The 20,519-nt window shown below is 35.3% G+C and carries 22 protein-coding genes; 20 read left to right on the forward strand and 2 right to left on the reverse strand.

All coding sequences use genetic code 11. The features are described from left to right. A partial coding sequence (locus ACP5SP_RS04695; RefSeq protein WP_428076100.1) for a radical SAM protein occupies positions 1 to 483 on the reverse strand: 483 nt, incomplete at its 3' end. A 117-nt stretch (positions 484 to 600) separates the two neighbouring features. On the opposite strand from ACP5SP_RS04695, the gene ACP5SP_RS04700 reads away from it, so the two are divergent. The 13 genes from ACP5SP_RS04700 (at position 601) to lysA (ending at position 11,723) form a co-directional block, all read left to right on the forward strand. Beyond that, complete coding sequence (locus ACP5SP_RS04700; protein ID WP_428076101.1) at positions 601 to 2,187, forward strand: glycosyltransferase; 1,587 nt, start codon at positions 601 to 603, stop codon at positions 2,185 to 2,187. A gap of 177 nt (positions 2,188 to 2,364) precedes the next feature. Then, the gene (locus ACP5SP_RS04705) at positions 2,365 to 2,826 is read left to right on the forward strand and encodes a DUF134 domain-containing protein (protein ID WP_428076102.1); all 462 of its coding nucleotides are present in this window, start codon (positions 2,365 to 2,367) and stop codon (positions 2,824 to 2,826) included. Positions 2,827 to 2,828: 2 nt separating this feature from the next. Beyond that, positions 2,829 to 3,155, forward strand: coding sequence for a DUF5320 domain-containing protein (locus tag ACP5SP_RS04710; RefSeq protein ID WP_416084889.1), 327 nt, complete (start codon positions 2,829 to 2,831; stop codon positions 3,153 to 3,155). Positions 3,156 to 3,202: 47 nt separating this feature from the next. Further along, positions 3,203 to 3,523, forward strand: coding sequence for a NifB/NifX family molybdenum-iron cluster-binding protein (locus ACP5SP_RS04715; RefSeq protein ID WP_428076103.1), 321 nt, complete (start codon positions 3,203 to 3,205; stop codon positions 3,521 to 3,523). A gap of 1 nt (position 3,524) precedes the next feature. Continuing rightward, positions 3,525 to 3,908, forward strand: coding sequence for a DUF362 domain-containing protein (locus tag ACP5SP_RS04720; protein WP_428076104.1), 384 nt, complete (start codon positions 3,525 to 3,527; stop codon positions 3,906 to 3,908). A 3-nt stretch (positions 3,909 to 3,911) separates the two neighbouring features. Continuing rightward, complete coding sequence (locus tag ACP5SP_RS04725; RefSeq protein ID WP_416084892.1) at positions 3,912 to 4,754, forward strand: ATP-binding protein; 843 nt, start codon at positions 3,912 to 3,914, stop codon at positions 4,752 to 4,754. Beyond that, on the forward strand, positions 4,751 to 5,617 hold the full coding sequence (locus tag ACP5SP_RS04730) for a P-loop NTPase (RefSeq protein WP_424587142.1): 867 nt from the start codon (positions 4,751 to 4,753) through the stop codon (positions 5,615 to 5,617). Before ACP5SP_RS04725 ends, ACP5SP_RS04730 begins: the two co-directional genes overlap by 4 nt. A gap of 517 nt (positions 5,618 to 6,134) precedes the next feature. Then, positions 6,135 to 6,938 (forward strand): hypothetical protein, encoded by an 804-nt coding sequence (locus ACP5SP_RS04735; protein WP_428076105.1) that lies wholly within the window; start codon positions 6,135 to 6,137, stop codon positions 6,936 to 6,938. 561 nt (positions 6,939 to 7,499) lie between these two features. Beyond that, on the forward strand, positions 7,500 to 7,751 hold the full coding sequence (locus ACP5SP_RS04740) for a hypothetical protein (protein WP_428076106.1): 252 nt from the start codon (positions 7,500 to 7,502) through the stop codon (positions 7,749 to 7,751). Further along, positions 7,735 to 7,974 (forward strand): hypothetical protein, encoded by a 240-nt coding sequence (locus ACP5SP_RS04745; protein WP_428076107.1) that lies wholly within the window; start codon positions 7,735 to 7,737, stop codon positions 7,972 to 7,974. Before ACP5SP_RS04740 ends, ACP5SP_RS04745 begins: the two co-directional genes overlap by 17 nt. 586 nt (positions 7,975 to 8,560) lie before the next feature. Continuing rightward, entirely contained in the window at positions 8,561 to 9,367 is an 807-nt protein-coding gene (locus ACP5SP_RS04750) for an NlpC/P60 family protein (RefSeq protein ID WP_428076108.1), read from the forward strand. Positions 9,368 to 9,498: 131 nt separating this feature from the next. After that, positions 9,499 to 10,440, forward strand: a complete 942-nt coding sequence (locus ACP5SP_RS04755; protein WP_428067184.1) for a S66 peptidase family protein — start codon at positions 9,499 to 9,501, stop codon at positions 10,438 to 10,440. Then, on the forward strand, positions 10,437 to 11,723 hold the full coding sequence (lysA, locus tag ACP5SP_RS04760) for a diaminopimelate decarboxylase (protein ID WP_424587168.1): 1,287 nt from the start codon (positions 10,437 to 10,439) through the stop codon (positions 11,721 to 11,723). The genes ACP5SP_RS04755 and lysA overlap by 4 nt, the downstream gene beginning before the upstream one ends. Here the strand turns inward: lysA and ACP5SP_RS04765 are convergent. Next, positions 11,720 to 12,751 (reverse strand): L-Ala-D/L-Glu epimerase, encoded by a 1,032-nt coding sequence (locus tag ACP5SP_RS04765; protein WP_424587170.1) that lies wholly within the window; start codon positions 12,749 to 12,751, stop codon positions 11,720 to 11,722. The genes lysA and ACP5SP_RS04765 overlap by 4 nt on opposite strands. A gap of 160 nt (positions 12,752 to 12,911) precedes the next feature. On the opposite strand from ACP5SP_RS04765, the gene ACP5SP_RS04770 reads away from it, so the two are divergent. Genes ACP5SP_RS04770 through ACP5SP_RS04800 form a run of 7 tightly spaced genes read left to right on the forward strand, consistent with a single transcriptional unit; the run spans position 12,912 to position 20,519 of the window. Continuing rightward, positions 12,912 to 13,655 carry a GntR family transcriptional regulator gene (locus ACP5SP_RS04770; protein ID WP_416084898.1) on the forward strand — a complete coding sequence of 248 codons (744 nt, stop codon included), beginning with the start codon at positions 12,912 to 12,914 and terminating at the stop codon, positions 13,653 to 13,655. After that, the gene (locus tag ACP5SP_RS04775; RefSeq protein WP_416084899.1) at positions 13,652 to 14,506 is read left to right on the forward strand and encodes a BadF/BadG/BcrA/BcrD ATPase family protein; all 855 of its coding nucleotides are present in this window, start codon (positions 13,652 to 13,654) and stop codon (positions 14,504 to 14,506) included. Before ACP5SP_RS04770 ends, ACP5SP_RS04775 begins: the two co-directional genes overlap by 4 nt. After that, on the forward strand, positions 14,499 to 15,341 hold the full coding sequence (locus ACP5SP_RS04780; protein ID WP_416084900.1) for an N-acetylmuramic acid 6-phosphate etherase: 843 nt from the start codon (positions 14,499 to 14,501) through the stop codon (positions 15,339 to 15,341). The genes ACP5SP_RS04775 and ACP5SP_RS04780 overlap by 8 nt, the downstream gene beginning before the upstream one ends. Then, positions 15,334 to 16,383, forward strand: a complete 1,050-nt coding sequence (locus ACP5SP_RS04785) for an exo-beta-N-acetylmuramidase NamZ domain-containing protein (RefSeq protein WP_424606982.1) — start codon at positions 15,334 to 15,336, stop codon at positions 16,381 to 16,383. Before ACP5SP_RS04780 ends, ACP5SP_RS04785 begins: the two co-directional genes overlap by 8 nt. A gap of 22 nt (positions 16,384 to 16,405) precedes the next feature. Continuing rightward, positions 16,406 to 18,604, forward strand: coding sequence for an ABC transporter substrate-binding protein (locus ACP5SP_RS04790; protein ID WP_424586920.1), 2,199 nt, complete (start codon positions 16,406 to 16,408; stop codon positions 18,602 to 18,604). A gap of 50 nt (positions 18,605 to 18,654) precedes the next feature. Further along, the gene (locus tag ACP5SP_RS04795; RefSeq protein WP_416084903.1) at positions 18,655 to 19,620 is read left to right on the forward strand and encodes an ABC transporter permease; all 966 of its coding nucleotides are present in this window, start codon (positions 18,655 to 18,657) and stop codon (positions 19,618 to 19,620) included. An 8-nt stretch (positions 19,621 to 19,628) separates the two neighbouring features. After that, positions 19,629 to 20,519 carry an ABC transporter permease gene (locus ACP5SP_RS04800; protein ID WP_416084904.1) on the forward strand — a complete coding sequence of 297 codons (891 nt, stop codon included), beginning with the start codon at positions 19,629 to 19,631 and terminating at the stop codon, positions 20,517 to 20,519.

The raw sequence follows: 20,519 nt of genomic DNA on the forward strand, positions 1-20,519 counted from the left end.
CTGAAGAATGTTATCTAATTCAATTCCCTTAAAGGGTCTATTGATTTTTTTGAAAATATCATTGCTTACAGCATCAACTTTAAGTGATACAAGATCAAACCCCATTAGTTCATTTTGGACATCGGGATTATCTATTAAACTTGAATTTGATATTATCGCAACTTTTATACCAAGAGTCTTTATAAGAGAAAGTTCCTTTCCTAAGTTTATGTCAAGTGTAGGTTCGCCATCAGGTACAAATGTTATATAATCAATTTTCTCTTTTCTTGATAGAACATCTTCTACTTTTATTTTAACAGCGTTAAATACATCTTCTGGGTCATAGAAGGCTTGTCTTATTTTACTCATTTTTAGGTTTCTTCCAAGTTGACAATAGACGCATGAATATGTGCAAATTTTAGGAGGAATGTTATTTACACCAAGGCTTCTTCCAAGCCTTCTTGAGGGCACAGGTCCAAATGCAATTTCTTTAATGTTTTTCATAACTTTCATTCTCATTATAACACATTTTTTTAGATTTACTACAAAAGAATATTTTTTTAAATTATGTTTAGCAAATGGTTTGACAAATTGAGTTATTATCTGGTATAATATAAAGCTATGTATTTGAACACTACCTTTTTGACAATTATTTTGCTTTTTGTAGGAACTTATTACCTTTTTCTTTTTATTGTAGCGCTTTATACAGGAGAAATAAAGAAAGGAAAGAATGAAAATTTCTTTTACTTTCTAATAATTCCAGCCAAAAACGAAGAGAAGGTAATTGCAAGGACAATAGAAGCTTGTTTAAGATTAAAAGGTGATAACTTTAGGTTAGTAGTTGTTGATGATGCCTCAAATGACAGGACTCCCTTTATTGTAAAATCGTTTGCGAAAAATGATCCCAAGGTCATTTTATTAAATAGAGATCCTAACGAGCCAAAGAGGGGAAAAGGAGCAGTCTTAAACTACGCTTTTCAACAAATAAAACTTGCAATAGACTATAATTTCCTTGAGCCTTTTAACTTAGATAAGGAATTTTTCTCTCAATTTGATAAAGATCATGTAATAATTGGCGTTTTTGATGCAGATGCTAAGCCAAGCGAAGATATGCTTTTTGAGATTTCACAAATCTTTTCGAATTTAAATGTTAGCGCAGTTCAAACTGCTGTAAGAATTTCTAATCGAGATCAATCCTTACTTTCTAAGATGCAGGATATCGAATTTTTAGGTTTTAGTAGAATCATCCAAAAAGCGCGTTCAAGATTTGGAAGTGTTGGGCTTGGAGGCAATGGGCAGTTCTCAAAGTTCTCCTCGCTTGAAAGTATTGGAGAAATGCCTTGGGGACAAACCCTTACAGAAGATTTTGAATTAGGATTAAGGATGATTTCAAATGGGATGAGGCTGTATTATACAGATAATGCAATAGTGGAACAAGAAGGTGTTATAACTTTGAAAGCCCTTTTCAAACAAAGGACAAGATGGCTTCAAGGTCATTTCACAAATTGGAAATATATACCATCAGTTTTGCGTTCAAAGTCATCTCTAATTACAAAAGTTGATACTTTCATTTATATTGTTTTCGTATCGGTTGTCTTTCTTGTTGGATTGTCGCTTACGCTTTCTTTTCTGAGTATTTTAAAGCTTATTATGGTTAAAAATAGTATGCTTGAGCCTTTTTACAATAAGCACTATCTTTTGGGACTTCTTGCGCTACTTTTTTACTCTTTTGCCTTTATTCCAATGTTTGTTTATAGCGTGTTTGAGTATTACAATGAAAACGGATTTTTTGAAAAAATTTCTTATATACTACTGTTTGCTCTGTATACCTATATTTGGCTTCCTGCAGGTGTCTTTGGGCTTTATAGAATTGCAACAGGAAAGACTGAGTGGGTTAAGACATCTCGTGTGACAAGTTATATCCCATCTTTTGCTAATGTTGATAATGATACTTCGCAATATTTTGTTGAAAGACGAAGATTCCCGAGATTTACGTTTCATTCTTTTACTTTTGCAAGTCCAAAAGTTTTGTGTTTTTTGGACAATTTATCTCAAGGTGGCGCAAAGGTCATATTTCCGAAAGATGTTGAGCTGATTCAAAATGTTTTAGAAATTAGCGTGCCTTTGTATGGTAAAAAACGCACAAGGATTGTTTGGCAAAAGATGAACGATAATTTTATCGAAGCAGGTGTTGAATTTGTAAGTTAGATACTTTAACTTCTTCTGCATGATTTTAAATAGCCAATTTCCACATGTTTTATGACATATTAACTTTTCAGTTTTTAATTATTTTCGAAAGCCTTTAAGAATTAGATGTTTCTTATTATGTCCTTTACCCTCTTGACTATTATGAGCATATGCTTATAATATAGTGAAGGTGTTAATATGACAAGACCAAGATTTAGAAGAAGAATTGGTTGGCTTCCTCGCCTTGATTACTTTGTACCTGCTTCTCAGAGCAGTGACGGTGTTGAAGAAGTTATACTTACTCTTGACGAGTTAGAGGCAATTCGCCTTGCCGACTTTGAGGGACTTTACCAAGAGGAAGCTTCTCAAAGAATGAATATTTCAAGACAAACATTTGGAAGGATTATTGATTCTGCACATAGAAAAATTGCAGATGCCATTATAAATGGGAAGGCAATAAGAATTGAAGGCGGTCCTGTTGAATTTGATGAAAAGGCTTTAGAAAATGCAATAGGTGATTACTGTGTATGCCCAAATTGTGGTTTTATAAAGAAGCATGAAAGAGGTGTGCCCTGTAGGTTTGAAATTTGTCCTAAATGTGGGACTCATCTTACAAGGAAAATTAGTTTTAATAACAATAAAATGAAAGGAGGTGAATAGGTATGCCTTTAGGAGACAGAACAGGACCTCTTGGCTATGGTCCAAGAACAGGAAGAGGTTTAGGCTATTGTGCAGGGTATGGAGTGCCAGGTTATCTTAATCCTATAGGGAGAGGATTTTTTGGTCGAGGCTTTGGTTTCGGCAGAGGTTTTGGGTTTGGTCGTGGCTTTGGTTGGGGTGGAAGATTTATCCCTTACTACGCATATCCTTATAGATACAGTGCTGTAGATGAAAAGACAATTCTTACAGAAGAGATGAAGATATTAGAAAATGAACTTAATGCAATAAAAGCTCGCCTTGCTGATTTAGAAAAGGAAAAAGAGGCATAAAAAAGAAACCCCGGGTGAAAGCCCGGGGAAATTTTAGGAGGTGAAATATGATTGTTGCAATTACTTCTAGTGGCAATACACTTGATTCAATGGTTGATCCGAGATTTGGAAGATGTTCTTATTTTATAATTGTTGATACTGACACTATGCAGTTTAAAGTAATCGAAAATAGTGGTATGGGGCGTCAAGGTGGTGCTGGGGTAAATGCTGCGCAACTCCTTGTTGACGAAGGAGTTCAGGTTTTAATAAGTGGTAATGTTGGACCTAATGCCGAGCAAGCTCTAAAAAGTGGTGGTATAAGGATTATAACAGGAGTCTCAGGAACTGTGAAAGAAGTAATAGAGAAATTAAAGCGAGGTGAAATTTAGTATGCGTTATGTTTTAAGAGGAAGTGGCTTTCACCGACGGGGTCAAGGTAGAGGTCTTGGAAGGGGTTTAGGACTTGGGAGAGGTATGGGTTATGGAAGGATAGCATTTCTAAATGAGCCTGGTATTCACAATGAAAAACCTTTCGAAACAAATCAAGATAATCTTAAAAACTTAAACACAACATTTACAGAGACTTATTCCAAAAAGGCATATGTTAATGAAGCAAGGTGTATTGGTTGCGGCATTTGTGAAAATGCCTGTGGTTTTCATGCAATAAAAGTGCAAAACGGAGTTGCAAAAGTTGATATTGAAAAATGCACAGGTTGCGGTGATTGTGTGCGTGTCTGTCCAAGAGGTGCAATATCTTTACAAGAAAATAGGTGAGTTATGATAATATCTGTTGCAAGTGGAAAAGGTGGCACAGGCAAGACTCTTATTTCAACTAATCTTGCTTTGTCTTTGAAGGATAAGAATATTCAATTTCTGGATTGTGACGTCGAAGAACCTAACGCCTTCTTATTCCTTAAACCCGAAATAAAAGAAGAGATTCCTGTAGAAATGCTTGTGCCAATTGTGGAAGAAGAAAAGTGTACCCATTGTAAAAAATGTGCTGAATTTTGTGAATTTAGTGCAATCCTTGTTTCACCAAATAGAGTGCAGATATTTCCGGAACTATGTCATAGTTGTGGTGGATGTGCCCTTGTCTGTGAAACGCATGCAATAAAAGAAACTCCTTTTAGGATTGGAAGTGTAAAAAAGGGGAATTCATCTCACATAGAGTTAGTCTATGGAGAACTTGAAGTTTCAAAGCCTTTGGCTGTGCCAATAATAAGAAAGGTAAAAGATAATACAGATAAAAATAGATTGGTAATAATTGATGCTCCACCCGGTGCATCAGACCCTGTGATTGCATCAGTTAAGGGCTCTCACTTTGTAATTTTAGTTACAGAGCCAACACCTTTTGGACTTCATGATTTAAAAATTGCAGTTTCTGTAATTAAGGAACTCCAAATTCCGCATGGTGTTGTTATAAACAGGGCAAATATTGGAAATAAAGATGTATATGAGTTTTGTAAAAGCAATGGTATCCCTATTCTTCTTGAAATTCCCTACGATAGACATATTGCAGAACTTTATTCACGTGCAATTCCAATTGTTGAAGTTATGAATGAATGGGTTGAGAAATTTCAAAAACTCTATAGTGATATTGAAAGGATGATAGCAAAATGAAACAGTTAGTTGTATTGAGTGGAAAAGGTGGCACAGGAAAAACTACGCTTACAGCATCCTTAGCTGCACTTTTGCAAGATGCAGTTGTTGTGGATTGCGATGTTGATGCTCCTGATTTACACCTTCTTTTAAAACCAACGGTCCTTAAAGTTAAGGATTTTTACGGATCAAAACTTGCAAGTATTGATAAGGATAAGTGTATAAAATGTGGCGCTTGTATAAGAAGTTGCAGATTCGATGCAATAGATGATGACTTTAATGTTGACCAGTTTTCCTGTGAAGGGTGCGGAGTTTGTGGACTTGTGTGTCCTGCAAATGCGGTTTCATTTACACAAAGAAAAGCAGGTGAAATATATGTATCTGAAACAAAATATGGACCTATGGTGCACGCACTTCTTTTCCCAGGCGAAGAAAACTCAGGGAAGTTAGTCACTATGACAAGGCTTTTTGCAAATTTAACAGCACAGGATAGAAAAAAATCACTCATTATAATTGATGGATCACCTGGAATTGGTTGTCCTGTAATATCATCGATTACAAATGTTGATTATGCGCTTGTCATAACAGAACCTACAGCATCTGGCATACACGACTTTGAAAGGCTTATGCAACTTGTAAATCACTTCTCCGTAAAGCCTCTTGTTGTAATAAACAAATACGACATAAATGAAGAAAACACTCACAGGATTGAGAATTATTGTAATGAAAATGATATCACTGTTTTAGGCAAAATCCCGTTTGATCCTATTGTAGTTGAAGCTATGGTTCAGGGTGTGCCCGTTGTTGAATACAATGTCGTTACTCCTGCAACCATTGCAATAAAGGATATCTTCCAAAAGGTCACAAAAATTTTAGAAGTTTAGTTTTCAAGGCACCGCTTCTAAAACATCAAAAATAATCAAAATTTTGACACAAATAAAAAAGATAACACTTTCACCCGTTAAGCTATAAAACACTGTCATATTGAGGTGATATGATGATAAACAAAAATGAAAAAATCCAAACAAGAGAATGAAACTTACGAAATACTTTGGGAGCATGAGAAAAAGCAAGAAGGGGAATACCAATTGAAAGCACGTTTAAGCAGCTATTTTGTTTCATTATGAGATGGTATATCGCTTCATCTAATCCATTTTGATGACTTTTTAAGGAATAGGGAGTTTACAGAGACAATAGAGAATGGCGTGAGAGCAATGATGAGCTCTCACAGTGCAAAGAGGTTCTTCAAGTCATTCTCTCTGTGAGATTATGATAAGTTAAAAAATTATACTTAAAAACTTGCAATTTTTTCAAAAAAGTACTAAAATTTTTTAGAGCGATAAAAAATCGCTCAATTTAGGTGGAAAATAAATAACCTTCACTAAGTAGAGGAGGTGCCTTATGGCAAATTGCAGGATTTGTGGGAAGAGGTTGCCTCTGTTTTACAGAGACACTGTTTGCAGAGAATGCAGGGCAAAGCTTCAACTTGAGCTTGCAGACATTACAAAGTATGTCCTGACTAATAAGGATATCACTAACGAGCAAATCGATAAATTGAAAAATCAAGATAGGACTGACATTATTAAGCTTTACAATTCTCTTTTTCAGAATTTTTCAAGCGACAAGGAAGTGGATGCTCAAGAGATTGCAACTCTTCGGAAATTACAAAATGGTTTGTTCTTATCTGATGCTGAGGTCAAATTCGACGAACGGCTGAAGCCGTATATTTATGTTCAGGCAATAAGAAATAACACTCTACCTGAAGTAGAGCTCAAAAATGCTCAAGGGATTGTTTTGAAGAAAGATGAGAAAGTGCACTTTGTAGATGGAGCAATCCTTAAGGAAATAAAATCGGTAAGCTTGGGCTATGGCGGCGGCTCGCAGGGAGTAAGCATTAGGATTGCAAGCGGAGTGCATTATAGGGTAGGTGGCACTCGTGGGCACATAATGAGAGAAGACAAGCTTGTGGAGACTTCAAGAGGGGTTTTTATTATAACAAATCAAAGGATAATGCTAAACCCCACATCAATTAAAAGCAAATCTTTGAATATCCCTTTGAGCAAAATATTCTCTTATAGTTGCTATGAAAATGGCTTGGAGCTATACAAAGAAGGACATGAAAAAGGATATTTTCTGGAGTTTCTTAATAAATCCTCTGTAGAAATTGTCGGCATGCTCTTGGGGTATCTCACGAAAACGAATTAACTTTTTAAATTCTTGGAACCACACTCCACAAATTTGGAAGTTTTTTAAAAAATTGATTTTAATAAAGACATGTTAATACCAATATATTATGAAAAATTTATATTATGAAAAATTAGTAAGTTATTTGAAGGAAAACAAAGCCGTTATTATAGTTGGAGCAAGACAGGTAGGAAAACTACCTTGCTTAAGAATTTTCTCAATAAGGTAAACATTAAATACAAGTTTGGGACAGACAGAAAGGCAAGTCCTTCTGGAGAGAATTGTGTGATAGAATTGTCTCATTCTTTAAATCCTTGATAAATGTTATAGCCAGCTTACGAATTGGGTATCACGGGCATATGCTAATTTGAAATCAGGGCTCATTAATTTTGTTGTGTCGAGTCTTCCTGGACTTCCTGACGGCTTTCGCGAAGGCTTAAAGAAAGTACTTAACGCACTTGTTAATTATGGTCTTGCCTCTCTTAACATACCTTCAGAACTTCTGAATTTTGATGCACTTGAAAAGGATGGGCTTGTATCTTGCAAAAGAAGCACTAACCGAATCAGGTGCCTGCAACGGATATGACCGCCGATTTGGTTACTAAAACTGTAACAGGTATTAATAATAATCTTGCTTCTTCAACAAATTCTGCCACTCCAAACCTGCTTAACTTCCAATTTCTTAAGGCTAATCCAATGTATCTATACAGAGCTGCATATATGGATATTCAAATCACAAACAATTATGATAAACCATCGCAACCAGGCAAACTAAACGTAGATATTCAATTAAAGTGGCAAGAGCGGAATCCTTATAGTGGAAGTAAATTCTGATCTTGGAGTTTTAGAAGGAACTAATTGCTTTAAACACTTCCTTTTTGGACTTAAAAATGGTTACGCATACGGATATCCTCTTTACTATACAGTTTTTGATCCAGTAAAAGGCATTTCAATACCTGCTCTTAAACCCCATGAAAGCACAATTATCACTGTCTATTTCAAGGAATATGCAGGAAAGAATTGCCCCTTAGCACCAAATGGAGAAACTGTTAACTGAATGATTTTGAAAATTTCAATGGGATCTGAGGTAGTTTGTCCATCGCAATTCAAAGTGTATACGAATTGTTTCACATTGTCTGCACTTCCAAAAACTTCTTATGATGAAAAACCTCCACGATTTACACATATGCATACGATACAACGACAACTTCAGATTCATTTACAGGAATACCTAAAAACCCGTTTCTCCCTTAAAAACTTGCAGGTTTTTAGAATGTAGTCTTTAAATAATAAGCCGGGTTATAAAGTATTTAACTTTATCCCTGGCTTTTTTGATTTATGCATGGTCAACTAAAAAGCATTCTCAAGCAATATATAAAAATATCCCTGTTTGCTTAGAAATGCTAAAGAGATTTAAAGCAATTCAAAGAAAGATCATAAAATAAACTCAAGAAAAAGGATTAATTTAAGTGATTCTTTCCATACCAAACTACTTCAATGGGAAATAAATAACAAAACCATATTTAAATCTACTCAAAGGGAAATACAAAGGATTAATTTGATTTTTGTTCGGTTTAAGAATCTATTCAAAAGGTGCAAATGAGATAAAAATTGTATATAATATAACTAAAACAGGAGAAGAGATGTTAAAGAAATACGTAATAAATGTCCCTTTTACAAGTATGTATGGGACACCAGAAGTTGGCGAGGTTATATCCCAGGTCATAATGGGTGAAATAATAGATGTTCTATCGTTTAGTTCTGGTTTTGCAAAAATTGTTGCGGAAGATGGATATATAGGCTATGTAGAAGAAAGTGTTTTAAGAGAATTTGAAGTAGAAGAGAGACCAATTGCAATAACAAAAGAACCTTTTTCTAATGCATATAGCGGTCCTACTGTGAAGTCAAAACTTATATTTACTCTTTCTATTGGAAGCGTTCTTTTGGATAAAGGAAAAGAAGATGGTGATTATAGGCTTGTAAGCGATTTTGATGGAAGGGAGTTTTATCTTCATAAAAACACCTTGATTTTAGCTACCTATCCTTTTCAATACGAAAGAAGGGGTTGTAAGGATATACTAAAAACAGCATTGCAGTTTCTTAATATTCCATACTTTTGGGGTGGAAAAACAACTTTTGGTTTTGACTGTTCTGGATTTGTGCAAACTGTTTTTAAATTAAATGGCTTTAAACTCTTAAGAGATGCGCATATGCAGGCAAACATGGATATATTTAAAAAGTTTTATTTGGGCGATTCGGAGCTTTTACCTTGTGATGTGATATTTTTTGGCAAAGTCAAGATAGATCATGTTGGCATTTATCTTGGGCATAATAGATTTATTCATGCAACCACTTTTAATGTGCCAAAAGTCCAGATAAGCGAATTTAATTATTATTGGAAAGAAAAAACAAATATCATTGGTAGGTTAGATGTAGCTAGGTTATCTTAAATGCAAAACACAAAAAATGAAGTACAAATTAACAATGCATTTTTCCATTTTCTCCCAAATTCCGCCTGCTGGGGATGGGAAGGTATTGAAAGGCGGTTCAAAAATACCCCAGCCGTTAAACTCGTGCGTTTTTGCACAGTTTGATTGATTGGTTTAAATTGGTAAAGCCAGAAAGATTAAAAAGTGGAGATAGGGTTGCGATTGTTTCTCTTGCAAGCACACCCTTTAAGGAAAATATGGAAAGAGGCATTAACTACCTTCAAAGGTTTGGACTTGAAGTTGTTGTTGATCCCAAAGTTTTTGATGAATATGGTTATCTTGCAGGAAGCGATATTGAAAGGGCAAATGCCTTGAACAATTATTTTGCTGACAAGAGCATTAAAGCAATATTTTCTTCCTGTGGTGGGTATGGCAGTGGAAGAATCCTTCCATATATAGATTTTTCTAATATTGAAAGAAATCCAAAGGTGTTTGTGGGATATTCTGATATTACTTCACTTCATTTGGCTATTCAAAGGAAAACAAATCTCATAACATTTTATGGGCAGATGCCAATGGTTGACCTTGGAAAAGATGAGTATTCTCACATCCTTATGAATTTTCTTTTTGACCCTGATTTTAGGCTTTATTATAAGGGAGATAGCGTTAAATCTTTTAATCCTATGAAAGTAGAAGGGCAACTTGTTGGAGGATGCCTTACTCTTATTGATGCGCTTCTTGGAACTGAGTATGAAATAGACACAAAAGGTAAAATACTCTTTATTGAAGAGGTGGAAGAGCATAATCATGATATAGACAGAATGCTTCTTCATTTAAAACTTACAAATAAGTTAGATGATGCAGTGGGGTTTTTAATTGGTGATATGGTTGATATAAAGCCAAAAGACCAAAGAAGAAAATCTTTAACTCTTGAAGAAATTTTTGAAGAATACATTGTAAAACTCAATAAACCGGTTTTAATGAACTTTCCTGCAGGACATGGTAAAATTTTTGTGCCCCTTCCTTTGGGTGTTTTAGCTCAAATAGACTCCGAAAACGGAACAATAAAGACTATCGAGGGAAGCGTAATATGAACGAAGAATTTTTAAATCAATTTGGTCTTCGTTATAATGAAAAGGGAATACTTTTACTTTCAGGTGCCGATCTTTTAGATATTTCAAAGGAATTTGGAACGCCTCTTTATGTATTTTCAAAAGATCTTTTTAAGAAAAACATAAACGAGTTTAAGAGTGCCCTAAATGAGAACTTCAAAAATCATTTTTTGCTATATGCAAGTAAAGCTCTATCAATAAAGGAAATTTACCGTATTCTTAATGTTGAAGGTTTAGGCGCAGATGTTGTATCCATGGGGGAAATTTTGACAGCACTTAGTGTTGGGTTTAACCCAAGTTTATTGTATTTTCATGGGAATAGTAAAAGTGACGAAGATCTTACTTTTGCAATAGAAAAAGGCATAAAAATTGTTGTTGATAACGAAAGCGAACTCAACTCGATAATTAGGATTTCTAAAAGTATTGAGAAAGTCTCGCATATTTTACTTAGAGTAAAGCCTGGTATATCTCCTAATACTCATTCTTATATCATTACAGGGCACTTAGAGTCAAAATTTGGAGTAAGTCTTGAAGAAGGTAAAAATTTGTTGAGTATTGCGTTGAAAAATAGATATATTGATTTCTTAGGTTTTCACTATCATATAGGTTCTCAAATACTTGATTATGATGCCTTTAAGAAGAGTGCAGAGGAGATTTCTTTGTTTTTAATGGGCATCAAAAAAGAATTGGGATACGTTCCAAGAGAATTGAATGTTGGAGGTGGGTTTGGAATTCCTTATGTCCCAAATGATAAAAGAGTTGATAAGAAGGAGTTTATAAGAGCAATAAAAGATGGACTTCTAACGCATATTGAAAATTTGGACGATTTTAAAATCCTCATTGAACCCGGTAGGGCTCTTATTGGAGATACAGGGTTAATCTTATACAGAGTTTTAAGGAAAAAGTTTGTTAATTCAAAGGAGTATCTTTTTGTTGATGGTGGAATGGGAGATAATATTAGAGTGCCTCTGTATGGTGCAAGATATACCATAGCAAATGTGAAGAGAAGAGAAGGAAAAATTAAAAACTATCACATCTTTGGGAAATACTGTGAATCAGGCGATATTGTAGCGTTTGATACACCTTTAGAAGAAGTAGAAGAAGGAGATTACATCGCCGTTTTTCCTGCAATTGCTTATACCTATTCTATGGCAAGCAACTACAATAGGTTCACTCGCCCTCCTGTTGTTATCGTGGAAAATGGAAAAGGAAGGCTTGTTGTAAGAAGGGAAACTTACGAACAGCTCATGCAAAATGATATTTAAGCAATTTTAAAGATTGGTTTTTCAACTATAAAGTTCCCTTCAAACCTCTCCTCGTTTAATAGGAATATGGTATCAAGGTCAAAGAATTTAAAGCCTCCCACTCCAAGTGCAAAATGGACGCTTTGGTTAATGCCGATACTTGTTTCTGCCATTGCGCCTATCATAAGACCAATATTAGCACTTTTTGCAATTTCTACTATGGCAAGTGCAGAGGAGATTCCCGATTTCATTAATTTTATGTTGAAGAAATCAACTGCTTCATTTTTTACAAGATTTAGAGCATCCATTTGAGTTTTTATGCTTTCATCAGCTGCAACTGGGTATGGAGAGTTAAATCTTACAAACTTCAAACCTTCAATATCAAAGTATATAACAGGCTGTTCAAAGATTGCAATATCAACCCCGTTTTTATACATTTCTTTTACAAATCTCACTGCATCTTTTGGTGTATAGCCCATATTTGCATCAACAATGTATTTTGCTCCTTTTGTTTCTTTTGCAATTCTTAACATTGCTTCAATATCTTCTTCGATGTTTTCCCCAACCTTTACCTTTATAATTCTAAAGCCTTCATTGAAAATCTCTTTTGCGTCGGAAACCCTTTCATCAATAGGTTCAATGCTTACTGTTTTGTCTGTTTCAAGCGAGTTTTCTGCTCCACCAAAAATTGTGTGAGGCGTTGTCCCCAACTCTTTTGCAAGGGCATCAATAATTGAAAATTCAACTGCTGCCTTTATACTTGGCGATGCAATGAGTTTAGAAGTTTTTAGAAAACACCTTCTAAATGATTTTGTGTCTTCTGCTACAAGCAATTCATTCAAAAAATTTTCCAAAGAGATAAGCGCATCAACGACTTCACCATTTACTCTAAATGAGGGAGATGCCTCTCCAATTCCTGTTGCTCCTGAATCAGTTTCTGTAAAGACCCTTATATTATTTGCAACTGTGCTTATACTGTTTGTTACATGAAAGGGTTTTTTAAAATCTGTTTTCTTGAGTTTTAATGTTATTTTTGTTATTTTACCCATATTTGCCTCCTTCAATATTATATTCAAACAAGGAGATGTTGTTTTTATTAAGATTTTATTAAAGTAAGTAAGCGATGTAGATTTCTTAAATATTTCTTGGGCACTTGATTTTTATTAAAAATTAATTATAATAGCTTTAACAAAACATTGGGACGTTGGTATGGGTTTAAAAAGAATAGATAAAACAAGTGCTGTTCCTCTTTACCTTCAAGTCTCTGAGGGCATTAGAGAACTTATCGAAAATCAAACCTGGAGACAAGGTGAGCCTATACCATCAGAAAATGAACTTATGGAAATGTTTAATGTAAGTAGAAATACTGTAAGACAAGCCGTATCAAGATTGATTGCCATGGGTTATCTTTACATAGAGAAGGGAAAAGGAACATTCGTATCAAAAATATTTTTTAACCATCCAACCGATAGGCTTCTTGGATTTTCAGAAGAGATGAAATTGCAAGGGTTTGACCCTATATCAAAAATTTTAAAATCAGGAGTCTTTGAAGCTTCCGAGGAGATTGCAAAAGAACTCCTTATAAATAATGGCGATAAGGTTTATGTATTAAAGAGGCTTCGTTATTCGAATGGACTTCCCATATCAATTGAGGAAGCATTTATAAAGTATAATAGTTTTGAGGGCTTACTTGACGGTTTCAATGAAAGTAGCTCTCTTTATAGCACATTTATGGAAAAATTTGGCGTGCAGCCATACTATGCAGAAGAAACTGTCGAGGCATCACTTGCAAATCAAGAAGAAACAGTGCTTTTAAATGTAAAGGTTGGCTCTCCTGTTTTTAGAATAAAGAGGCGTTCTTTTGATAGGTCTGGAGAAATTTTGGAATTTGTCAAATCAGTTTACAGGGGAGACATTTATAGGATTAATTTACATTTAAGGAGAATCGTGTGAAATTAGGGATTGATCTTGGGGGAAGCAAGATTAGGTTAGCGGTAGTTCATGATGGTATTATTGAAAGTAAGGTTATTGATTATCCTGGAAACCCCACTTCTTCAAAGGATATTAAAGATAGGCTTTTTGATGCAGTAAAGTCTCTTGAAAAAGAACATTTTGAACTCATTTCAGTAAGCATGGCAGGAGGGCTTCAAGAAGGTTTTAGGAATATAGTAAAGGATGCGCTTAAACATTATTCTCAAAATATTTTTATTTTCCCAGATATAAAGGTTGTCCATTTTAGTTTCTTTGAAGAAGGCGATGGAGTTGTTGTTATTTCTGGAACGGGCTCCTCGATTTATGGAAAAAAAGGAAAAGCTGAATTATTCTATGGTGGGCTTGGTTTTGCAATTTCTGATGTGGGCTCCGGGTTTGATATAGGAAGGAACTACCTTTCAAAGGGACTTTCTCAAATGCAACTTGGTAATCACAAAAAAGAGGCAAAAAATATTATTAAATATTTTTCTCAGAGTAATGTGAATGCGATTATAGAAACGATTTATGAAGGCAATGTTGTTAAGAATATTGCCGATTTTAGTGTGTTTGTTTTGAAAAATGATCCATTAAGCGGAATTGTTCGTAGTTCTTCTTCAAAACTTGCAAAAGAGACACTAAAGGTTATTGAGAATCTTGACTTTGAAACTGTAAATGTTGGTCTTGCAGGAGGCGTTTTTGAAAATTCAAAGGTTTTTAGCGAAGTATTTTTAGGCGTGCTTTCGAAGAGGGTAAAAGTGAATGTTGTTAAAAGGAAAACATCAAATGAAATTGCTTCAATACTTATGGCGGAGAAGGGGATTAAAAATGTTTGAGAACGATCTTGATCTTAAAGAGATAAAACAACTTTCAAAAATGTTTTTGGAGGATCATAAAAAGGTATTTGATGCAATTGATGGTGCATTAGAAAAGATTAATGAGGTTATTGAAGAAGTTGTAAAAGTAATTGAAAATGGCGGAAGAATATTTTACATCGGTGCAGGAACAAGCGGAAGAATTGCCGTCCTTGATGCTTCGGAAATTGGTCCAACATTCTCGCGAAAGGATCTATTCATTCCAATTATGGCAGGTGGTTTAAAGGCAGTTTTTACTCCAAAAGAGAATCTTGAAGATGACGAGAATCTTGGTGTTGAGGAACTTAAAAAGAGAAAGTTCAAAGCAAACGATTTTTTGATTGGCATTACTGCAAGTGGAAAAACACCTTTTGTTATTGGTGCCTTAAAGTATGCAAACTCAATTGGTTCAAAAACTGCTATTGTTGCAAACAGTAAAGTGCAATATGATTTTGTTTCTCACCATGTAATTCTTGAAACAGGAGAAGAGTTTATCATTGGCTCTACGCGTTTAAAGGCTGGAACTTCTCAAAAGATCGTTTTGAATATGATTTCTACAATATCTATGATGAAGTTGGGTTATACCTATGGAAACCTTATGGTAAGCGTAAATCCAACAAACAAAAAACTCATTGAAAGAGCTTCTAATATTGTTTCAACAGTAAGTGGTGTTGAGTATTCAAAAGTCTTAGAGCTTGTAAAACAAGTTAAGGATCCAAGAGTTGCCCTTATAATGCTTAAACATGGTGTTTCTGAAAAAGAGGCAAAAGAGATGTTAAAAAAGAATAACTTCTCTTTTAGGAAGGCATATGGGTAAGGTTGGGCTTGACAGAGTTAATAGAACTTTTCGCAATTTTGCTTTATTTACTAATGCTTCGGGTATAAATTCAAAACTTCTTAGAAATATAGAAATACTTGATCCTGCATTTATCCTAACAGGAGAGCATGGTTTGTATTTAGAGGCAGATAGAGGTAAGAGTTTTTCTTTAATGGAGGATGACTTCAGTGGAAAACCTGTATACCCCATTTATCCAGATATTAACGAGGATTTGTTTGATAAAGTGGAAGGGGTAGTTATTGATATTCAAGATGTAGGTGTAAGATGCTTTACATTTATTTACAATCTAAAGAAGATTATCGAAATTGCCTCAAGAAAGTCGCTTAAAGTTGTTGTGCTTGATAGATTTAATCCTATTGGAAGAAGCTTTGGAAGTGTTTGTGAGAAAGAGAGCATCGTATGTCCCATGGGAATTCCATTTCTTTATCCATTTTCCATTGGAAAGCTTGCAAGAATTTTTTCTAAACCATTTTCCTTGAATATTGAAGTTATTGAAACAGAAGGTGCTTTAACCTACGAAGAGATGGAAAAGTTTTTGTCAAATGTTTCTCAAAATTTAAATTCCTACCAATCGGTTTTGCTTTATCCTGCGCTTGTTTTCCTTGAAGGCTTTCAAGATGTTTCTGTTGGTAGAGGCACAAATAAGCCTTTTAGGATGGTTTTGTCAAAAGAGAATATCGCCTCCGTTTTAGAGACATTCCTAAAAGGTTTAGGTATAAACGGAGTCTATTTCAATAAAACTATTTCTAAGCCTTGCTTTGATACACTTGCAAACGAAAGACTTTTTGGGATTGAATTTTTTGTCTATGATAAGGATGTCTTTGATCCAGTTTTGTTGGGATTTAACCTGTTTAAGTTTTTCTATGAAAGGGGTTATAAACTTTCCTATGATGAAAGTGGCACTCCTTTTATTGAACTTATTTATCCTCACTTACTTGAAGCAGTAGAATCGCAAAGCTTATTTGAATTTTATAATAGCGAAAATGAAATGGGAAAAGCGTTTTTAAGTAAAAATTTTTAAATAATTTTTGAAGGAGGTGCGTATGAAGAAGTTAGTTTTGTTGTTTTTGGTTGTGTTGCTTCTTGCAAGTAGCTTTTTTGTCTTACCAATTCAAGCTGCAACACAAGGTTTTTCTGATGTAAAAGAGGACTACTGGGCGTACGAGGCTATTAACTACTTGAGTGGAAAAGGAATTCTTACAGGTGTTGGAGGTGGTTTATTTAAACCAGATGATCCAGTAACAAGAGAACAACTTGCAAAGATCATCTGTATTGCAAAGGGAATTTCTGAATATAAACCTGCTAAGCCAACATTTAAGGATGTTTCACCTTCATCTTGGTCCTATGGTTATGTTGAGGCAGCGGTAAAGTCTGGTTATGTCAAAGGTTTTTCAGATGGCACTTTTAGACCAAAGGACAACATAAAGAGGGCAGATCTTGCCGTTCTTTTGGTAAGGGTTATGGGAAAGGAAGTCGAGGCACAAAAATACACTGAACCACTTACATTTTCAAACGATGAGGCTTCAATTCCAAAGTATGCGGTTGGTGCAATGAGCCTTGCCTACAATAACCACTATCAGTTGCTTAACTATAGAGAGGGAAGAAACGTTAAACCAAATGAAAGTGCAACAAGAGCCGAAGTTGCATATGCAGTCTTTAGGGTTTTAAAACCAGTGAAAGTTGGTGGCACTGTTAACCTTGCTTCTGGATCCGAGGCAGACTCTCTCTTCTTACCTCTTGCAACAATTGGTGCTTCTGGTGACTATTGGCTTCTTCAATTCACGAATCTTATAGGGCTTGATGAAAATGAGAATGTTTATCCGCTTGCAGCAAAGGAAGTTCCAACTGTTCAAAATGGTCTTGTACAACTTTATGAAGTAAATGGCGAAAAGAGAATGAAAGTTACATATCACCTAAGAGGTGGTTTAAAGTGGTCTGATGGGACACCTGTTACGGTAAATGACTATATCTTTACTGAAAAATTACTTGCCGATCCTAAAGTAAAGGTTGTTTCTGCTTCAAGTATGTGGGCAAACTTCATTGACCATGTTGAAGCACCAAATAGTTCAACTCTTGTTTACTACTATAAAGTAGTTGACCCACAGTACATATTAGGGAGAGGAGTATTACCTGCGCATATACTAAAGCCAATTTACGACAAGGATCCATCACTTATTAACACATGCGATTTCAACACAAAACCAGTTGGAAACGGACCTTTCATGTTGGAAAGTTGGGTAAAGAACTCCTACATCTCTTTTGTCAGGAATCCATACTATCCTTGGGGGCAGCCTCTTGTTGATAGAATTGTTATTAAGTACATACCTGATTCTAATACAAGACTTGCAAACCTTATGGCAGGAACTATATTGGCAAGTAGCATTGACCCACAACAGGTATCAGTGTTAAAGAATAGCAATAAATTCAATGTGTATGTTTCATTTAGTGAAGGTGGACTTACCTATATTGGTTGCAATACAGCCAATCCGCTTCTTTCTGATAAGAGAGTAAGGCAGGCAATAGCCTATGGAATTAATATGGAAGGTTATGGAAAACAATACTATGGTTTTGATGTGCCAAGAGCAACAGGACCTATAATGAAGAGTTCCTGGGCGTATAATCCAAATGCAAAGAAATACTACTATGATATCAATAAAGCAAAGGCACTCCTTGCAGAGGCTGGCTTTAAGATGGGACCAAACGGTGTGCTTGTTTCAAGTGATGGAAAAGAGTTTGTCGTAACCTTAGGCACGACAACTGCAACTTCTGCAAAGCAAATTGGTGTATTTATTCAGTCAGAGCTTCAGAAACTTGGTATTAAGGTAAATCTTGCATCATATCCAATTTCAACTTACTATGGAAGAGTTATTCCACAGGGACAAGTTGACCTTTACTTTGCAGGATGGATAGAAGACCCACTCTTCCCAGGCAAACTTGATTCCTACAAATGTGATCAAATCCCGACACCAGAGAATAACTATTCAGGATTGAACTGGTCAAGATGGTGCAACAAAGATGCAACAAATTATGCAAACCTTGCCTATTCTACTCTTGATAGAGAACTTGCAAAGAAGTACTATTGGAAATTCCAAGAAATATACACAGAAGAACTCCCAGAGATTCCTTGGCTTGAAAGAGTAGGAATTTCTGCAATAAGAAAGGAATTTAAGAACTATATCGGTTCAAAGGGCGGCATTAATAGATTTACATGGAATGCCTCCTTCTGGTATTTAGATAACTAATGCGAAAAGGGGAGAGGGTTTTTCGCCCTCTCCTTTATGTGGAGGATTCGATGAAGCAGTATATAACAAGAAGAATTTTAATACTTATACCTGAACTTTTTGCTATAACTTTCATAGCGTTCATCTTCTATAGCCTTATGGGAGATCCTTTTGCTGAGTTAAGAGCTAATCCTTTCATAAATCAAAGCTATGTGCAGTATCTTGAGAAGGCTTATGGGTTTGATAAGCCAGTTATTGTAAGATACTTCTTTTGGCTTTCTCAAATTTTAAGGGGTAATTTCGGTATATCTGCCGTAACTGGTGAGAAGGTGATAGATTTAATTAAAAGGGCAATGCCCATAACACTTTCCATAAATATATTTACCTTTACATTTTCCCTTGTAGTAGGAGTAATCATAGGATTCTTTACTGCCTTAAGGCAAAGATCGTTCATTGATAACTTCTTTACAGTCCTCTCCTATATTGGTCTTGCAATGCCAACTTTTTGGTTTGCCCTGATGCTTATGATCCTTTTCTCGGTAAAATTCCATTGGCTTCCTCCCGGCGGTTTTATGACACCTGGAATGGAGAATGCTCCATTTTTTGCAAGATTTCTTGATAGATTGAAATATATCGTTATGCCATTTATAGTTTTGGGATTTGGAGGACTTACTGGTTGGGTTAGATATACTCGTTCATCTGTCCTTGAAATGCTTAAAAAGGATTATGTAAGAACTGCACGTGCAAAAGGACTTCCAGAAAGTGTTGTTTTGCGAAAGCATGTTTTTAGAAACTCTCTCAATCCGATTGTTACACTTTTTTTCCTTTCGTTTCCGGGCTTTTTCAGTGGTTCTGCGATAGTAGAGCAGATATTTTCAATTCCCGGCATGGGAAGTTTAGTTATTGGTGCAGTTATGAATAATGACTATATGGTTGCAATGGCTTCGCTTGTTTTCTATTCAACAGTACTTGTTTTATCTCTTCTTATTGCTGATATTGCCTATGTATTCCTTGATCCAAGAGTTAAATTTAGCTGAGGTGAGTGATGCAAGAAATTGAGATTCAAGAAATCGAAAAAAAGAAAGAAGCTTCTACATATTTTAAAAAGGTCATAGAAAGGCTTAAAAAAGATAAACTTGCAATGGTATCTCTCTTTTTCCTAATACTTATTTTTCTCTTTGTTATTGTTGGTCCAATTGTTTATAGGGTTGACCCAAATCAAATTAAGTTAAATGAAGTTTTACAACCACCAAGTAGACTTCACCCCTTAGGCACCGATGAAAATGGTAGAGATGAGCTTGCACGCTTGATGTATGGAGGACGTATTTCACTTTTGATTTCATTTGCGGTTACTTTTATTACTGGTTTAATTGGTGCTTTCATTGGGATATTTGCTGCATACAAAAAGGGATTTGTAGATCTAACTCTTATGAGAATAAATGAGATTATGATGACAATCCCTGAATTTCCCATCCTTGTTGTTGCTGCAAAGATAAGAATCGTTCCGAGTTCTATTTTAAAGCTCATCATTATCCTTGTTATCTTTGGATGGGTGGGTATTGCAAGAATTGTGCGTGGTGAAGCACTGAGCGTTGTAGAAGAGCAGTATGTTGAGGCAGCAAAGGCAATTGGTGCATCTGATATGAGGATTATTTTTAAGCATATTCTTCCAAATACTTTCCATATTCTCATTGTTTGGTCAACCCTTAGATTAGGTGGAGTAATACTTTCTGAGGCTTCACTTTCATTCTTTGGTTTAGGAGTACAGCCACCTACGGCAAGTTGGGGTAATATGCTTATAAACGCGCAGACCTATATCTGGAATGCTCAGTGGCTTGTTTTTATACCTGGTTTTATGATTTTTATTACAGTGCTTCTCTTCAATTTTGTAGGTGATGGATTGAGAAACGCTATGGATCCCAAATTCTTCAGGTAA

Origin of the sequence: Caldisericum sp., assembly GCF_049967455.1 — a bacterium.
Lineage (GTDB): Bacteria > Caldisericota > Caldisericia > Caldisericales > Caldisericaceae > Caldisericum > Caldisericum exile_A.